Annotated in this window: 14 protein-coding genes; 10 read left to right on the top strand and 4 right to left on the bottom strand. The window is 53.5% G+C overall.

What is annotated here, in order from left to right; all coding sequences use genetic code 11:
* Nucleotides 1-205: 205 nt before the first annotated feature.
* The 4 genes from phoB to proY all read left to right on the top strand — a co-directional run bounded on the left by phoB (nucleotide 206) and on the right by proY (nucleotide 5,729).
* A complete protein-coding gene (gene phoB, locus SBO83_RS08230) occupies nucleotides 206-895 on the top strand; it encodes a phosphate response regulator transcription factor PhoB (RefSeq protein WP_034792463.1) in 690 nt (229 codons plus the stop codon).
* 115 nt (nucleotides 896-1,010) lie between these two features.
* Nucleotides 1,011-2,336, top strand: coding sequence for a phosphate regulon sensor histidine kinase PhoR (gene phoR / locus SBO83_RS08225; protein WP_185689390.1), 1,326 nt, complete (start codon nucleotides 1,011-1,013; stop codon nucleotides 2,334-2,336).
* A 521-nt stretch (nucleotides 2,337-2,857) separates the two neighbouring features.
* Nucleotides 2,858-4,177: a branched-chain amino acid transport system II carrier protein gene (gene brnQ, locus SBO83_RS08220; protein WP_353503138.1), complete on the top strand. Its 1,320-nt coding sequence runs from the start codon at nucleotides 2,858-2,860 to the stop codon at nucleotides 4,175-4,177.
* A gap of 154 nt (nucleotides 4,178-4,331) precedes the next feature.
* Complete coding sequence (proY, locus tag SBO83_RS08215) at nucleotides 4,332-5,729, top strand: proline-specific permease ProY (RefSeq protein ID WP_396131135.1); 1,398 nt, start codon at nucleotides 4,332-4,334, stop codon at nucleotides 5,727-5,729.
* Between the two features lie 192 nt (nucleotides 5,730-5,921).
* Here proY and ggt read toward each other — a convergent pair whose 3' ends face one another.
* From ggt to SBO83_RS08200, 3 genes are all read right to left on the bottom strand, one after another.
* Entirely contained in the window at nucleotides 5,922-7,682 is a 1,761-nt protein-coding gene (gene ggt / locus SBO83_RS08210; RefSeq protein WP_396131134.1) for a gamma-glutamyltransferase, read from the bottom strand.
* Between the two features lie 323 nt (nucleotides 7,683-8,005).
* Entirely contained in the window at nucleotides 8,006-8,608 is a 603-nt protein-coding gene (locus tag SBO83_RS08205; RefSeq protein WP_353503135.1) for a peroxiredoxin C, read from the bottom strand.
* A 209-nt stretch (nucleotides 8,609-8,817) separates the two neighbouring features.
* Nucleotides 8,818-9,399 (bottom strand): ACP phosphodiesterase, encoded by a 582-nt coding sequence (locus SBO83_RS08200; RefSeq protein WP_396131133.1) that lies wholly within the window; start codon nucleotides 9,397-9,399, stop codon nucleotides 8,818-8,820.
* A 135-nt stretch (nucleotides 9,400-9,534) separates the two neighbouring features.
* Between SBO83_RS08200 and queA the strand changes: the two genes are divergently transcribed.
* The 5 genes from queA to secF all read left to right on the top strand — a co-directional run bounded on the left by queA (nucleotide 9,535) and on the right by secF (nucleotide 15,153).
* The gene (queA, locus tag SBO83_RS08195) at nucleotides 9,535-10,605 is read left to right on the top strand and encodes a tRNA preQ1(34) S-adenosylmethionine ribosyltransferase-isomerase QueA (protein WP_396131132.1); all 1,071 of its coding nucleotides are present in this window, start codon (nucleotides 9,535-9,537) and stop codon (nucleotides 10,603-10,605) included.
* A 100-nt stretch (nucleotides 10,606-10,705) separates the two neighbouring features.
* Entirely contained in the window at nucleotides 10,706-11,830 is a 1,125-nt protein-coding gene (gene tgt, locus SBO83_RS08190; protein ID WP_396131131.1) for a tRNA guanosine(34) transglycosylase Tgt, read from the top strand.
* Nucleotides 11,831-11,963: 133 nt separating this feature from the next.
* Nucleotides 11,964-12,296 (top strand): preprotein translocase subunit YajC, encoded by a 333-nt coding sequence (gene yajC, locus SBO83_RS08185; RefSeq protein ID WP_034792440.1) that lies wholly within the window; start codon nucleotides 11,964-11,966, stop codon nucleotides 12,294-12,296.
* 27 nt (nucleotides 12,297-12,323) lie between these two features.
* Complete coding sequence (gene secD / locus SBO83_RS08180; protein ID WP_396131129.1) at nucleotides 12,324-14,171, top strand: protein translocase subunit SecD; 1,848 nt, start codon at nucleotides 12,324-12,326, stop codon at nucleotides 14,169-14,171.
* Between the two features lie 70 nt (nucleotides 14,172-14,241).
* Nucleotides 14,242-15,153: a protein translocase subunit SecF gene (gene secF, locus SBO83_RS08175; RefSeq protein ID WP_051899533.1), complete on the top strand. Its 912-nt coding sequence runs from the start codon at nucleotides 14,242-14,244 to the stop codon at nucleotides 15,151-15,153.
* 67 nt (nucleotides 15,154-15,220) lie between these two features.
* Here the strand turns inward: secF and SBO83_RS08170 are convergent, their stop codons facing one another.
* The gene (locus SBO83_RS08170; protein WP_353503087.1) at nucleotides 15,221-15,790 is read right to left on the bottom strand and encodes a DUF3251 domain-containing protein; all 570 of its coding nucleotides are present in this window, start codon (nucleotides 15,788-15,790) and stop codon (nucleotides 15,221-15,223) included.
* A gap of 204 nt (nucleotides 15,791-15,994) precedes the next feature.
* Here SBO83_RS08170 and nrdR point away from each other — a divergent pair, with 204 nt between their 5' ends.
* Entirely contained in the window at nucleotides 15,995-16,444 is a 450-nt protein-coding gene (gene nrdR, locus SBO83_RS08165) for a transcriptional regulator NrdR (protein ID WP_353503086.1), read from the top strand.
* Nucleotide 16,445: the final 1 nt, after the last annotated feature.

Raw genomic sequence — 16,445 nt, 5'->3', positions numbered from 1 at the left:
CTGCAACAGTTTGCCGCAAAGTATAAACGTCAGGCTGGGGGCTGTCCTCGCTAAATCAGGCGGATTTCAACGACATGACGCATTAATGAAGGCTTAGCTACACTTAGTTTGGCTGCTGAGCGATTTTCATAAAAATGTCACAAAACTGACGCATAATCCCCTCCGCAATCAAACAATGATCGCTAACCTTTTGGCAGGACCTACGATGGCTAGACGTATTTTAGTGGTTGAAGATGAAGCTCCGATCCGTGAAATGGTGTGCTTTGTACTGGAACAAAACGGCTACCAGGCAGTGGAAGCAGAAGATTTCGACTCGGCAGTAGCCCGGTTGATTGAGCCATTCCCCGAGCTTATTTTGCTCGACTGGATGTTACCGGGCGGTTCCGGCATTCAGTTTATCAAACATCTCAAACGCGAAGCGCTAACGCGTGAAATCCCGGTCATGATGCTGACAGCCCGTGGCGAAGAGGAAGACCGAGTGCGCGGTCTGGAAGTGGGCGCGGACGACTACATCACCAAGCCTTTCTCTCCGAAAGAGCTGGTGGCGCGTATTAAAGCCGTAATGCGTCGAATTTCCCCGATGGCGGTGGAAGAAGTGATCGACATGCAGGGGCTGAGCCTCGACCCGTCCTCTCATCGCGTTATGGCGAACGAGCAGGCGCTGGACATGGGGCCGACAGAATTCAAATTGCTGCACTTCTTTATGACGCATTCTGAGCGGGTTTACAGCCGTGAGCAGTTGCTGAATAACGTCTGGGGCACTAACGTTTATGTTGAAGATCGCACGGTAGACGTTCATATTCGTCGCTTGCGTAAAGCGTTAGAAACCAGCGGACATGACAGAATGATTCAAACGGTACGTGGAACGGGTTACCGGTTCTCTACCCGTTACTGAGTCATTTATACCCTTGATACTTCAGGATGTCTGGGCGCAAGGCCGCGCTCGGTAACCCCATGATTTTGGGTATAGTATGTAGGGGCCTTTCGGCTCGCCGCAGCGGAGAATCTGTGTGTTAGAACGTCTGTCCTGGAAGCGTCTGGCGGGGGAACTGTTTCTGTTCTGTCTGCCAGCATTGATCATCGGTATTTTCTTCGGCCATTACGGATGGCTGCTATTTGCGTCGCTGCTGGCGGCGCTGGGCTGGAACTATTATAACCAGCTTAAACTCTCTCACTGGCTGTGGCTCGATCGCAGCATCACCCCACCAAATGGCCGCTGGAGCTGGGAACCGCTGTTTTATGGGTTGAACCAGATGCAAATGCGTAACCGTCGGCGGCGGCGTGAACTCGGTCAACTCATCAAACGTTTTCGCAGCGGGGCAGAGTCTCTGCCCGATGCCGTGGTGCTGGCGACCGAAGAAGGCAATATTTTCTGGTGTAACGGCTTGGCTCAGGATTTGTTGGGATTCCGCTGGCCGGAAGATAACGGGCAGCATATCTTCAACCTGCTGCGTTACCCCGAGTTTCGCAGTTGGATTCAGAACCGAGAATTTAACCGCGCGCTGAATTTGCAGCTCAATAATGAGCACTACGTTGAGTTCCGCGTGATGCCTTATTCCGAAGGTCAGCTGCTGATGGTGGCGCGTGACGTCACCCAAATGCGTCAGTTGGAAGGGGCGCGTCGCAACTTCTTTGCCAACGTCAGCCATGAGCTGCGCACGCCACTGACCGTGTTGCAGGGCTATCTGGAGATGATGGAAGACGCCAAGCTGGAAGAGCCTTTCCGCAGCAAGGCGCTGGACACCATGCAGGAGCAGACGCGACGCATGGACGGACTGGTGAAACAGCTGCTGACGCTGTCTCGCATCGAAGCAGCCACCAACATTGATCTCAATGAGAAGGTGGATATGCCGCTGATGATGGGCATGCTGGAGCGCGAGGTGCAGACTTTAAGTAATGGTCGCCACGAGATTGTGTTCCGCGTAAACGACAAGTTGCAGGTGTTTGGCAATGAGGATCAGCTGCGCAGCGCGGTGTCTAACCTGGTGTATAACTCGGTGAACCACACGCCGACTGGCACGCGCATTGAAGTCAGCTGGCAGCAAACGCCGCTGGGGGCGCAGTTTCAGGTCAGTGATAACGGGCCGGGCATTGAGCCACAGCACCTGCCGCGCCTGACGGAGCGCTTCTACCGCGTCGACAAAGCGCGATCTAGACAGACGGGCGGCAGCGGGCTGGGGCTGGCAATCGTTAAGCACGCGCTCAGCCACCACAACTCAAAGCTGGATATCATGAGCGAAGTGGGTGTCGGCACGCGATTTATGTTTACCCTGCCACAGCGTCTGGTGGTGCCAGCCAGTTCCGCTACGCCGGGCAAAGTGAAAGATACGAAGTAATATTCTGCTGGCATGAATGTTAAAAAATAAAAGCTGCTCATCGGGCAGCTTTTTTCTTTTATGCCAGAGGCTTACCCCAGCCTGCCAATCAGTAGCTCAACCTTTCATTAACACCTTATAAACGTACGGGAAACGACCCGTTCTTGGCGATTTCGCGCAGTTTTAGCGGCAATAGTCTGTATCTTGTGCTTAATTTGATGAATAATCATACATATCATGTTTTGCATATCTCTAGTGACTTAGTGATATGCACTGCTTTTTGGTAAAAGTCTGGTCTAAGGCTCTGCTTTTTGGATCTCGGCTTGCCTTTTCACGACATAAACGTTTACCTTACCGCCCGCTGTCGCTGAACTATTCCTGAATTACAACATTTCATCTGCATATCATCAGGCATTTTAGGCTTCTTTCTCTCCTCGAAATGGCATTGTCAGGCGGTTATCTCGCTCATTGACGTTATAACGAAAGAACAGGCGTTAGCATCGGTCACTTTATTCATTTGAACAGGCAACACGACACCAATCATGAGTACTCGTTTATCAAGCAAAGATATTTTGGCGTTGGGCTTTATGACCTTCGCCTTATTCGTCGGTGCCGGGAATATCATCTTCCCGCCGATGGTCGGTTTACAGGCCGGTCCCGCAGTCTGGTGGGCGGCGGCAGGGTTTATGATAACCGCCGTGGGCCTGCCGGTCATGACCGTGATTGCACTGGCTCGTGTGGGTGGTGGTGTTGACGCGCTGAGCTCGCCGATTGGCCGCGCCGCGGGCATTTTGCTGGCTACGGTTTGCTATCTGGCCGTCGGGCCGCTGTTCGCCACGCCGCGTACTGCCACCGTCTCTTTTGAAGTCGGGATCGCACCACTAACCGGCGACGGCCCGCTGCCGCTGTTCATTTATAGCGTCGTTTACTTCGCGCTGGTGATTGGTATCTCCCTCTATCCGGGCCGCCTGCTGGACACCGTGGGCCACTTCCTCGCGCCGCTGAAAATGGTCGCGCTGGGCGTTTTAGGTCTGGCCGCCGTGTTGTGGCCAGCGGGGCAGAGCATGCCTGCTGCCGAAGCCTACCAGCACGTGCCTTTCTCCAGCGGTTTCGTCAATGGTTACCTGACGATGGATACGCTGGGCGCGATGGTGTTTGGTATTGTAATTGTTAACGCGGCGCGCTCTCGCGGCGTGTCTGACGCCAAGCTGCTGACTCGCTACACTATTTTGGCGGGCCTGATTGCCGGTGTCGGCCTGATGCTGGTCTACCTCAGCCTGTTCAAGCTGGGCGAAAATAGCGCCTCGCTGGTGCCTGACGCCACTAACGGCGCGGTTATTCTGCATGCTTATGTCGAACACACCTTCGGCGGCGTGGGTAGCTTCTTCCTTGGCGCGCTGATTTTCATCGCCTGTATGGTGACGGCGGTGGGCCTGACCTGCGCCTGCGCGGAGTTCTTCGCCCAGTATCTGCCACTCTCTTACCGCTCGCTGGTGTTTATCCTCGGCCTGTTCTCTATGCTGGTGTCGAATCTGGGCCTGAGCCATTTGATTCAGATTTCTATCCCGGTGCTGACGGCGATTTACCCGCCTTGTATCGTGCTGGTGGTGCTGAGCTTCACCCTGCGCTGGTGGAATAGCACCACGCGCATCGTGGCACCGGTAATGGTGGTTAGCCTGTTGTTCGGACTGGTCGATGGCGTTAAAGCCTCGGCTCTGGCTGATATCATGCCAGCCTGGACTGCGAATCTGCCGCTGGCGGCGCAGGGCCTGGCATGGCTGCCACCTTCGCTGGTGATGCTGGTTCTCGCTGGGATTTACGACAAGATTAGCGGACCGCGCAGCGTGACGGCTCATCAGTAAATGACATTGGTGGTTCACTGGCGTCACGTTTCAGTCATATAATTGCGTTTGAAGAATGTTTCGCCAATCAGGCCACGGAAAACCCTTCCGTGGCTTTTTCATTGGTTTGAGTCCCTCATCAGCCTTGATGAACAAAAGAATTGGATAAATTCACATGCAGCAATCAGTTGAGAAAGAGCCGCCAGCGACTAAGTTAAAGCGCGGCCTGACTACCCGACACATTCGCTTTATGGCGCTCGGCTCGGCCATCGGCACCGGTCTGTTTTACGGCTCGGCGGACGCGATTAAGTTAGCCGGGCCAAGCGTGTTGCTGGCCTATCTGGTCGGCGGGATCGTGGCGTTTATCATCATGCGCGCGCTGGGTGAGATGTCGGTTAACAACCCGCAGAGCGGCTCGTTTTCGCGCTACGCGCAGGATTATCTCGGGCCTTTGGCGGGTTACATCACCGGTTGGACCTACTGCTTCGAGATTTTGATTGTCGCCATCGCCGACGTCACCGCCTTCGGCATCTATATGGGCGTCTGGTTCCCCGAGGTGCCTCACTGGATTTGGGTGCTGAGCGTGGTGCTTATCATCGGTGGCATCAACCTGATGAGCGTCAGAGTTTTCGGCGAGTTGGAGTTCTGGTTCTCCTTCTTCAAAGTGCTGACCATCATCATCATGATTGTGGCGGGCTTCGGCATCATCATTTGGGGTATCGGCAACGGCGGGCAGCCTACCGGGATTCACAATTTGTGGAGCAACGGCGGCTTCTTCAGTCAGGGGATTATGGGCACCATTCTCTCGCTCCAGCTGGTGATGTTTGCCTACGGCGGGATTGAGATTATTGGTATCACCGCCGGAGAAGCTGAAGATCCGAAGCAGTCGATTCCGAAAGCCATTAACTCCGTGCCGTGGCGCATTCTGGTGTTCTACGTGGGCACGCTATTTGTGATTATGTCTATCTTCCCGTGGAATCAGGTCGGGACGCAGGGCAGCCCGTTCGTGCTGACTTTCCAGCACATGGGCATCACCATTGCTGCCGGTATTTTGAATTTCGTGGTGATCACCGCCTCGCTTTCAGCGATTAACAGCGACGTGTTTGGCGTGGGTCGCATGCTGCACGGCATGGCGGGTCAGGGCCACGCGCCGAAGATGTTCAGCAAGGTGTCCCGTCGCGGCATTCCCTGGGTCACGGTGTTGGTGATGATGGCGGCGCTGCTGGTGGCGGTGTATCTCAACTACATCATGCCGGAAAACGTCTTCCTGGTTATCGCCTCGCTGGCGACCTTCGCTACCGTGTGGGTGTGGATTATGATTTTGTTCTCGCAAATCGCCTTCCGCCGCAAACTGAGCAAACAGCAGGTGAGCGAGCTGGAATTCCCACTGCGTGGCGGGGTGTTTACCTCGGTTATCGCGATTATCTTCCTGTTCTTTATCATTGGCTTAATCGGCTACTTCCCGACCACGCGCGTGTCTCTTTACGCCGGGCTGGTGTGGGTCGCCGTGCTGCTGATCGGTTACGCGTTTAAACGCCGTAACGACCGTAAGAAGCTGGCGGCGCAAAGCTAAGCAAGCACTTACATCCGTTAAAAGAAAAGCCCCGCGCTCACATAAGCTCGGGGCTTTTTCATATTTATGTTTAACCAAAATCATTCGCGCTGTATCAAGGCGGCAACTGCCCGAAGCCTCAGGAGCTTACATCAGTCAGTGACTGGGGTGAGGACAGGCAGCCAACCGCCGAGACGGTGCGAAGGATGCAGATTAATAGCCGATGGCGGCGCCCGCCGGGCGTCTCACATCATTCGCGCCATACAGATAGCCTTCACGCACTTTGCCCGACACAGCCGAGTCATTGCCCGAGTTAGCCGGCGTCACGCCAACCGCACCCGGCAGGCCGACCATAATCAGCTCGGTCGCGCCCCACGGGGTCTGCTCAACCATCTTGTAGCCCATCTTGGCCAGAATGTTCAGACTGTCGGCTGAAACGCCTCGCTGCTCGTAATACACCTCATCCGGTAGCCACTGGTGGTGGATACGCGGCGCGTCAACGGCTTCCTGCGGAGGCATGCCGAAATCAATCACGTTGAGGGCGGTTTGCAGGGTGATAGTGATGATGCGTGAACCACCCGGTGAACCCAGAACCATGAAGATCTTGCCGTCTTTGGTCACCAAGCTCGGGCTCATGGAGGATAGTGGGCGCTTACCGGGGGCGATGGAGTTACGCGTGCCCTGCACCAAACCGTAGAGGTTTTTCTCACCCACTTTGACCGTGAAGTCGTCCATTTCGTCATTCAGGAAGAAGCCGGTTCCTGGCGCGATAACCACGGAACCAAAGCGGCCATTGACGGTGTAAGTGGTGGAAACCGCGTTACCCATGCTGTCGACAATCGAGTAATGAGTGGTTTCTGGCTTTTCGTGCGGCTCCATTCCCGGCTGAACTTGTTCGGAAGGCGTGGCCTTATCTGCCTGAATCTTCTTACGAATCTCTTCGGCATAGCTTTTGCTGACCAGACGATCAATCGGGTTCTTGATGAACTCTGGGTCGCCGAGATAGGTGTTGCGGTCCATGTAGGCGTGGCGCATGGCCTCGGTCATGTAGTGAATGGACGCCGCGGAGTTAAAGCCCATGCTCTTCAGGTCATAGCCTTCGAGGATATTGAGGATTTCGCACATGGTCACGCCGCCAGAGCTTGGTGGCGGTGCTGAGACAAACTTGTAGCCGCGATAGCTACAGGTGATTGGCGCCGTCTCGGTGACTTTGTAGTTGGCGAAGTCGGCGGCGGTCAGGATGCCTCCACCCTTGTTTGACGCGGCTTCCACCGCGGCCGGGATTTTACCTTTGTAAAAAGCATCCGGGCCCTGTTTTGAAATGGATTCCAGCGTGTTGGCTAAGTCGGTTTGCACCAGTTTGTCGCCCGGTTGTAGGGCAGTGCCGTCTTTGCGCAGGAAAATGCGCGCGGCCTCAGGGTCTTCTTTGAAGCGTTTTACCGTCGTGTCGAGGATATCCGTGTCGGCGCGGGTGAGGACAAAGCCTTCACGGGCCAGTTTAATCGCCGGAGCCATCACCTGCTCGCGGGTCAGCTTGCCGTATTCGCGCTGGGCGGTGTCCATGCCGAGCACGGTGCCCGGAACGCCCGAGGCGAGATACCCATACAGACTGGCGTCTTTTTTCACTTTGCCATCGGCGTCCAGATACATGTTGGCACTGGCGGCGGCTGGGGCGGTTTCGCGGAAATTGATAAAGGTGTCTTTGCCGTCGGCAAGGTGCACCGTCATGAAGCCCCCACCGCCGATATTGCCACAGCATGGGTTAACCACGGCCTGAGCGTAGCCAACGGCCACGGCGGCATCAACGGCGTTCCCGCCTATCTTGAGAATGTCGACACCCACCTGAGAGGCCAGATATTGCGAAGTGACCACCATGCCGTTTTTGGCTTCTACCGCGGGGTTGGACGCCGCGTGAAGCGAGCCGCTGACCAGCAATGCCATTATGGTTAACGGCTTTTTCCATTTAAGTAACATATAAACTCCTGTTTGATACCCTGTCTGTGCAGAACCTTCAGGTTCTTGTGTGATAACGCTTTTTTTCTATACAACGTTCATTCTTGCCGGAGGAAACCATGCAAGGCGCAGGCCAATCTATCGCGCCACGTGGCAGGCAAAAATGAGACGTATTTAGGTTAGATGGAATAGGCCTGAACGGGCAGAGTTTTATGAAATAAATGTGAAGGCAGTGATGACTATGCGGGAAAAAAGCGGAAAAAAAATCCCAAAAAAAAACGGCCAGCTAGGCTGACCGTTATTGCTCTGTTATTTTTTTTAAAGCCCTGAGGCTTAATAAAAAATTACAGGTTTGATGCGTTTTCTGACAGGTATTTAGCTACGCCGTCTGGAGAAGCGCCCATACCTTGTTTGCCTTTTTCCCACTGAGCTGGGCACACTTCGCCGTGCTCTTCGTGGAATTGCAGCGCGTCAACCATACGCAGCATTTCATCGATGTTACGGCCCAGTGGCAGGTCGTTAACAACCTGGTGGCGAACCACGCCTTCTTTGTCGATCAGGAAAGAACCACGCAGCGCAACGCCAGCGTCTGGGTGTTCGATACCGTAGGCTTTCTGAATTTCACGTTTGATGTCAGCAACCATCGCGTATTTAACTTCGCCGATGCCGCCTTTCTCAACAGGGGTTTTACGCCATGCGTTGTGAACGAATTCAGAGTCGAAAGAAACACCAACAACTTCAACGCCACGCTTCTGGAATTCTTCGTAACGGTGATCGAAAGCGATCAGCTCAGAAGGACATACGAAAGTGAAGTCCATTGGCCAGAAGAACAGAACAGTTGGTTTGCCCGCAGTGTGTTTTTTGAAGTTGAAGTTATCAACAACTTCACCGCTACCAAGTACAGCTGCTGCTGTGAAATCTGGGGCCGGACGAGTTACCAGGACCATAAGTACTCCTATTGGTGAGGTAAAAGAATTAGGGGTGTATAAATCGACAGCCAGTATAGAGGCTGGGGGGAAGCGAATAAACCCCATCAGACCAATCAATCAGATAGTATTCGACTATCAGTCTGTGGAGTAAGTCGCAAATATTATTATAAATAAGCGGCTGATTTGCAGGGAATTGTGTCGCAATTCACGATTAATTTCACCTTAAGTCAAATTTCCTGCTTTCTGGCTAGCAGCATCATCTGCGGATAAAACTGCCAAAAAAGTTGTTCCAGCGCGTCATAATTCAATTCCAGATCGTGATATGACCCAGCCAGCGCGCTGAGTTTCGGGCGGCGGGCGGCCATATTCGACAAGGCATTGCCGATATTGGGCAGCGCGGCATAGCTTTGCATCCAGCGATCTGACCACAAATAGCGATTCAGATTGATAAAACGCTCCGGCATTCCGTCCAGCTGCGGCTCAATCTCTTGGCGGCAAGCTTCGATAAAGGCTTCCAGTTCAATGTCCGGCGAGAGCGTGGCCCAGTGGCGACACAGAAAGTGGTCCCACACCATATCCAGCGTGATAGGCGCGACGCGGCGGAAATCATCGCGGAAATAGCTGCGGGCGATTTTCACTTCCGGCAGGGTGTCGGTCATGACGTCGACCCGCCGATGCATGCGAATGCCGCTGACGATATCAGCGGAAAATAGCGAGTCAGGATTGCCACGGACGAAGTCGGCCAGCAGGTTTCCGAGTAGCGAACTGTTGGCGAGTGAGGCCAGATGGAGATGAGCTAAAAAATTCATCCGCACAGTATAATGCAAGAAACATGATCAATGACATGTCAGGATATGCCTTTCTTAGGGTAGAAGCTTGCAGCAAAAGGCCCGTACCACTAGACTAAGCCGCCTGTTTTTGTCCGTTAACTGAAGTGAAAAGCCATGCGCGTTGCCGATTTTTCTTTTGAACTCCCCGAGTCCCTGATTGCCCGCTATCCGCAGACCCAGCGCAGCGGCTGCCGTTTGTTGTCGCTGGACGGGCCAAGCGGCGAACTGACGCACGGCATTTTCACCGACCTGCTCGACAAGCTCGACGCCGGTGACCTGCTGGTCTTCAACAATACCCGCGTGATCCCCGCCCGCGTCTTTGGCCGCAAGGTCAGCGGCGGCAAGATTGAAGTGCTGGTAGAGCGGGTGCTTGATGCCAAACGCATTTTGGCTCACGTCCGTGCTTCAAAGTCGCCTAAACCGGGCGCAGAACTGCTATTAGGCGATAACGAAAACATCAAAGCCACCATGGTGGCGCGCCACGATACGCTGTTCGAGCTGGAATTTAATGAAGATCGCGATGTCTTCACTCTGCTGGAAGAGATCGGCCACATGCCGTTGCCTCCTTATATCGACCGCCCGGACGAAGACGCCGACCGCGAGCTGTATCAGACGGTTTACAGCGAGCGCCTTGGCGCCGTTGCGGCACCGACTGCCGGTTTGCACTTCGACCAGCCGCTGATGGACGCCTTGAAAGAGAAGGGCGTGGAGTTTGCTTTTGTGACGCTGCACGTTGGCGCGGGCACCTTCCAGCCAGTGCGCGTGGACACTATTGAAGACCACGTGATGCACGCCGAATACGCTGAAGTGCCACAAGAAGTGGTCGACGCGGTATTGGCCTGTAAAGCGCGCGGCAAGCGCGTGATTGCGGTGGGAACCACCTCAGTACGCTCACTGGAGAGCGCCGCCAAGGCGGCAGAAGACGCGCTGATTGCGCCATTCTTCGGCGATACCAAGATCTTTATCTATCCGGGCTATGACTATCAGGTGATTGACGCGCTGGTGACCAATTTCCACCTGCCAGAATCCACGCTGATCATGCTGGTTTCCGCGTTTGCCGGATATAAAAACACCATGAATGCTTACCATCAGGCGGTGGCGGAGCAGTACCGATTCTTTAGTTACGGTGATGCGATGTTCATCAACCGTAATCCTCTGGCTCCGCAAGAAGCGGTCGGCCAGTAACCATTGGCCCGGACGCATTCGATGCATTCGGGCTTTCTTTTTCTGCGGATAACACCGCGGAGTAACCTCATCAGACTGTTTCTCTGATGCTGGAGGCACTGTGAAGTACGAATTAAGCACTACTGATGGTCGCGCACGTCGCGGACGTCTGGTTTTCGAACGTGGCGTGGTTGAAACCCCGGCATTTATGCCAGTGGGTACTTACGGCACGGTAAAAGGCATGACCCCGGAAGAAGTGAAAGAGACTGGCGCGCAGATCTTGCTCGGCAACACTTTCCACCTCTGGCTGCGCCCTGGTCAGGAGATCATGAAGTTGCACGGCGACCTGCATGACTTTATGAACTGGCACGGCCCAATCCTGACTGACTCCGGCGGTTTTCAGGTGTTCAGCTTGGGCGCGATGCGTAAGATCAAAGAAGAAGGCGTGCACTTCCGTAACCCGATTAACGGCGATCCGGTGTTCCTCAGCCCTGAAAAATCGATGGAGATCCAAAACGATCTTGGTTCTGACATCGTAATGATCTTTGACGAATGTACGCCATACCCAGCGGAATGGGACTATGCCAAGCGTTCAATGGAAATGTCTCTGCGCTGGGCGAAACGCAGCCGCGATCGCCACAACGAATTGAATAATAAGAATGCTTTGTTCGGCATTATTCAAGGTAGCGTTTACGAAGATTTACGAGATGTATCATTAAAAGGGCTGGTAGATATTGGCTTTGATGGTTACGCTGTGGGCGGCTTGGCGGTAGGTGAGCCGAAAGAGGACATGCACCGTATTCTTGAGCATGTTTGTCCGCAGATCCCGGAAGATAAACCGCGTTATCTGATGGGCGTCGGTAAACCAGAAGATTTGGTCGAAGGCGTGCGTCGTGGCGTCGATATGTTTGACTGCGTAATGCCTACGCGTAATGCGCGTAACGGTCATCTGTTCGTCACTGACGGCATCGTGAAAATCCGTAATGCCAAGCATAAAGATGATACCTCGACCCTCGATGAGCATTGCGATTGTTACACCTGTCGCAATTACAGCCGTGCCTACTTGCATCATCTCGACCGTTGCAACGAAATACTGGGTGCGCGCCTGAACACCATCCACAATCTGCGCTATTACCAGCGTCTGATGGCGGGTTTACGCCAGGCTATCGAAGAGGGTAAATTAGAGCTGTTTGTAAAAGACTTCTACGAGCGTAAAGGGAAAGAGGTTCCACCTCTTAATTTCTGAGCCTGAAGTGTTAACGACGAGTTCTATTTAATGATTTACCGGCGTCGCTTTTTGGCGGCGCTTTTAAATGAGTCGCTTAAACAGAAACAGACGTTATATCGTTATGTTTCATAACAACAATGAGGGAATTTAAATGAGTCTTTTCATTTCCGATGCAGTCGCAGCTACCGGCGCACCGTCACAGGGAAGTCCTTACTCTCTGGTCATCATGCTGGTCGTTTTTGGTCTGATTTTCTATTTCATGATCCTGCGCCCGCAACAGAAACGCTCTAAAGAACACAAAAAACTGATGGACTCCATCGGTAAAGGTGACGAAGTGATGACCACTGGTGGTCTGATCGGTCGCGTAAGCAAAGTGGCTGAAACTGGCTTCATTGTTATCGCGCTGAACGACACTACTGAAGTGATGATCAAGCGTGACTTCGTGGCTGCCGTTCTGCCGAAAGGTACGATGAAGGCTCTTTAATTTTCGATTTTCCCGAAGGGAACTGCCGTGTTAAACCGTTATCCTTTGTGGAAGTATCTGATGCTGATCGTTGTGATCATCGTCGGTCTGCTATACGCACTTCCCAACCTTTATGGTGAGGATCCGGCTGTTCAAATTACTGGCGCTCGGGGCTCCGACGCCAGTGTTGCAACGCTGGACCAAGTCAAAAACGTATTAGATCAAGACAAAATTCCAAGCAAATCTATTGCACTGGAAAATGGTCAAATCCTTGCCCGCTTTAAAGACACTGATGTACAGCTGCGCGCTCGCGAAGCCCTCACCAGCGCCCTGGGCGACAAATTTGTTATTGCTCTGAACCTCGCGCCAGCAACGCCGCGCTGGTTAAGCATGATGGGCGCTGAGCCAATGAAGCTCGGTCTTGACCTGCGTGGTGGTGTTCACTTCCTGATGGAAGTTGACATGGATACCGCGCTGAGCAAGCTGCAAGAGCAGACCATGGACAGCATGCGCAGTGACCTGCGCGAGAAAAATATTCCTTACGCCACGGTCCGTAAACTCGACAACTATGGTGTCGAAGTGCGTTTCCGTGATGCCGCAACTCGCGACAGCGCCGTTAGCTATCTTTCCCCGCGTCACCGTGATTTAGTTATCACCGCCAGTGGCGACAATGCCGCGCGCGTCGTGATGACCGATGATCGCCTGAGCGAAGCCCGCGAATACGCCGTTCAGCAAAACATCAACATTTTGCGTAACCGTGTAAACCAACTGGGTGTGGCTGAGCCGCTGGTACAGCGTCAAGGTTCAGACCGTATCGTGGTTGAGCTGCCAGGTATTCAGGACACTGCACGCGCCAAAGAGATTTTGGGTGCGACGGCAACGCTGGAATTCCGTCTGGTTAACACCAACGTTGATGCGACTGCCGCTGCTTCTGGCCGCGTGCCGGGCGACAGTGAAGTGAAAAATACCCGTGATGGGCGCCCGGTTGTCTTGTACAAGCGCGTGATCCTGACCGGTGACCACATCACTGACTCCACCTCCAACATGGACGAATACAACCAGCCGCAGGTTAACATCTCCCTCGACAGCGCTGGCGGCAACGCCATGTCTAACTTTACCAAGGACAATATCGGTAAACCGATGGCGACCCTGTTTGTGGAGTACAAAGACAGCGGTAAGAAAGATGCGAACGGTCGTTCGGTTCTGGCTAAGCAAGAAGAAGTTATCAACGTCGCGACTATCCAGTCACGTCTGGGTAACAGCTTCCGCATTACCGGCGTTAACGATCCGAATGAAGCTCGCCAGCTCTCCCTGCTGCTGCGCGCGGGTGCGTTGATTGCGCCGATTCAGATTGTTGAAGAACGTACCATCGGTCCAACTTTGGGGATGCAGAACATCACCCAGGGTCTGGAAGCCTGCTTGTGGGGTCTGGTGGCGTCAATTCTGTTTATGGTGGTTTGGTATCGTAAGTTTGGTGTGATTGCGACAACCGCGCTGGTGGCTAACTTGGTTCTGATTGTTGGGATCATGTCCCTGCTGCCAGGGGCAACGCTGACCATGCCGGGTATTGCCGGTATCGTACTGACCCTTGCGGTTGCAGTTGATGCCAACGTACTGATTAACGAACGTATCAAGGAAGAGCTGAAGAACGGACGTTCCGTTCAGCAGGCGATTCATGAAGGCTATAAAGGCGCGTTCTCCAGTATCGTTGATGCCAACATTACTACCCTGATCACGGCGATTATTCTTTATGCGGTGGGTACCGGTTCGATAAAAGGCTTTGCTATCACCACGGCTATCGGTGTTGCAACCTCGATGTTTACATCAATCGTCGGAACCCGTGCCATCGTCAACCTGCTTTACGGCGGCAAACGCATCAAAAAGCTGTCTATCTGAGGAGTGCGTTGTGGCACAGCAACAATATACTGTTGAACAACTGAACTACGGCCGTAAAGTCATCGACTTTATGCGCTGGGACAACTTGGCCTTCGCCATTTCTGGTCTGTTGTTGATCGTTTCCATCGCGATCATCGGTGTTCGCGGGTTTAACTGGGGTCTGGACTTTACCGGCGGTACGGTAATTGAGATCAGCCTCGATCAACCCGCTAACCTTGATGACATGCGTGCATCAATGGAGAAAGCCGGGTTCACCGACCCTGTGGTCCAAAACTTTGGTAGCAGCCGCGACATTATTGTCCGTCTGCCGCCAACGTCAGGCACTGCGGGTCAGGAACTGGGTAACAAAGTCATCGGACTTATCAACGCCGATATCGACAAAAATGCGTCAGTAAAACGTATTGAGTTCGTGGGTCCAAGCGTAGGTAGCGATCTGGCTCAGGCCGGTGCGATGGCGCTGTTGATTGCGCTTATCTGTATCCTGATTTACGTTGGTTTCCGCTTCGAGTGGCGACTGGCGTTGGGTGCGGTTATCGCGTTGGCGCACGACGTCATCATCACCATGGGCGTGTTGTCACTGTTCAGAATCGAGGTTGACCTGACCATCATCGCTTCCCTGATGTCGGTTATTGGTTACTCTCTGAATGACTCCATCGTGGTTTCGGACCGTATTCGTGAGAACTTCCGCAAGATCCGTCGCGGTACCTCTTACGAAATCATGAACGTGTCCCTGACCCAGACCCTGAGCCGTACCATCATGACCTCAGCGACTACGCTGATGGTTGTTCTGATGCTCTACATCTTTGGCGGCGCGTTGCTGGAAGGCTTCTCACTGACCATGTTGATCGGTGTATCAATCGGTACGGTTTCATCTATCTACGTGGCATCCGCGTTAGCGCTGAAACTTGGCATGAAACGCGAACACATGTTGCAGCAGAAAGTTGAGAAAGAGGGCGCAGATCAGCCTTCGATCCTGCCTTAATCTGTTCAGCATCAGCCATGAAAAAGCCTCGCAATTGCGAGGCTTTTTTTATGCTTTCTGAAGGCCGTTATTTGGCGGCGGCGGGCTCTTGAACTGCTTGTACCGGGCCAAGAATATTATGCAGGCGAACAAAGCCGAGGGTTTCGACGCGAATATTCTGGAAGGTCACGTCGATAACCTGCTCCGCGCTTGGCAGCAGGGTCGGGACGCTGGCGATGTTTTGCGTTTGCATATCCACGGTCAGAGGTTTGCCAGTGACTGGGTCGAGCTGTCCCCAGTCCAGCGAGGCGGTGAACGGCGGCAGTGGCTGTCCCGACACGCTTTTAATCCGCAGCTGGCCTTGAACGCCGCTGGCATCTGGAGAAACATTGGTCAGGATTACGCTTAACTCACCAATATCACTCTTCACCACCGCCGCGCTTTTTGCCGCAGGCAGGATATACAGGCCATCGGTTGACTGGCGGTTGAGCAGGGTTTGCTGCTCCAACGCGCTGGCTAAATCGGTCAGACGCTGTAATTTTTGGTTTAACTGGCCGACTTCAGATCGTAGCTCTGTCACTTGTGGGTCTTGTTGGGCACAACCTGATAATGCCAGCAGGGCTGAAGCAGCTAAAGTTGCGCGAAAATAGCCTGTCATGTCGGTGAGTTCCTTTTCTTGCGCTCTGAGAGCGAGTTGCTCAGAGCCTGTAAAATCATAGGGTGAAGGGGGAAACGTGCAGCTCCTCCCGCTCAAACAAGGGGTTAAGTTTAACCCGATGTGCACCAAAGTAGCGACAGCCTTTGTTGTCGCGCCACTTCGCGCTAAACTAACCCCCCATCAAGACCGCCATCAGGAACTGCTATGCATTGCCCATTTTGTGCTGCTGTTGATACGAAAGTCATCGATTCCCGCCTGGTTGGCGATGGATCGCAAGTTCGCCGCCGTCGCCAGTGTCTGGTTTGCCACGAACGCTTTACTACTTTTGAAGTGGCCGAGCTGGTGATGCCCCGCGTGATTAAAAGCAATGACGTTCGTGAACCCTTCAATGAAGACAAACTGCGCCGCGGTATCTTGAAGGCGTTGGAAAAACGGCCTGTAAGCTCAGATGATGTTGAAATGGCCATCAGCCACATTAAGTCACAATTGCGGGCTACGGGAGAGCGCGAAATCCCTGCCAAAATGATTGGCAATCTGGTGATGGATGCACTTAAAAAGCTGGATAAAGTCGCCTACATTCGCTTTGCTTCGGTATATCGCAGCTTTGAGGATATCCGCGAGTTCGGCGAAGAGATCGCCCGTCTTCAGGATTAAG

Source organism: Ewingella allii (assembly GCF_044430645.1).
Lineage (GTDB): Bacteria > Pseudomonadota > Gammaproteobacteria > Enterobacterales > Enterobacteriaceae > Ewingella > Ewingella allii.
This window is presented reverse-complemented; position numbering and strand designations above follow the sequence as displayed.

Coding starts and splice junctions, on each gene's coding strand:
- phoB (WP_034792463.1), top strand. CDS start 206: ATGGCTAGACGTATTTTAGTGGTTGAAGATGAAGCTCCGATCCGTGAA.
- brnQ (WP_353503138.1), top strand. CDS start 2,858: ATGAGTACTCGTTTATCAAGCAAAGATATTTTGGCGTTGGGCTTTATG.
- proY (WP_396131135.1), top strand. CDS start 4,332: ATGCAGCAATCAGTTGAGAAAGAGCCGCCAGCGACTAAGTTAAAGCGC.
- ggt (WP_396131134.1), bottom strand. CDS start 7,682: ATGTTACTTAAATGGAAAAAGCCGTTAACCATAATGGCATTGCTGGTC.
- SBO83_RS08205 (WP_353503135.1), bottom strand. CDS start 8,608: ATGGTCCTGGTAACTCGTCCGGCCCCAGATTTCACAGCAGCAGCTGTA.
- SBO83_RS08200 (WP_396131133.1), bottom strand. CDS start 9,399: ATGAATTTTTTAGCTCATCTCCATCTGGCCTCACTCGCCAACAGTTCG.
- queA (WP_396131132.1), top strand. CDS start 9,535: ATGCGCGTTGCCGATTTTTCTTTTGAACTCCCCGAGTCCCTGATTGCC.
- yajC (WP_034792440.1), top strand. CDS start 11,964: ATGAGTCTTTTCATTTCCGATGCAGTCGCAGCTACCGGCGCACCGTCA.
- secF (WP_051899533.1), top strand. CDS start 14,242: ATGCGCTGGGACAACTTGGCCTTCGCCATTTCTGGTCTGTTGTTGATC.
- SBO83_RS08170 (WP_353503087.1), bottom strand. CDS start 15,790: ATGACAGGCTATTTTCGCGCAACTTTAGCTGCTTCAGCCCTGCTGGCA.
- nrdR (WP_353503086.1), top strand. CDS start 15,995: ATGCATTGCCCATTTTGTGCTGCTGTTGATACGAAAGTCATCGATTCC.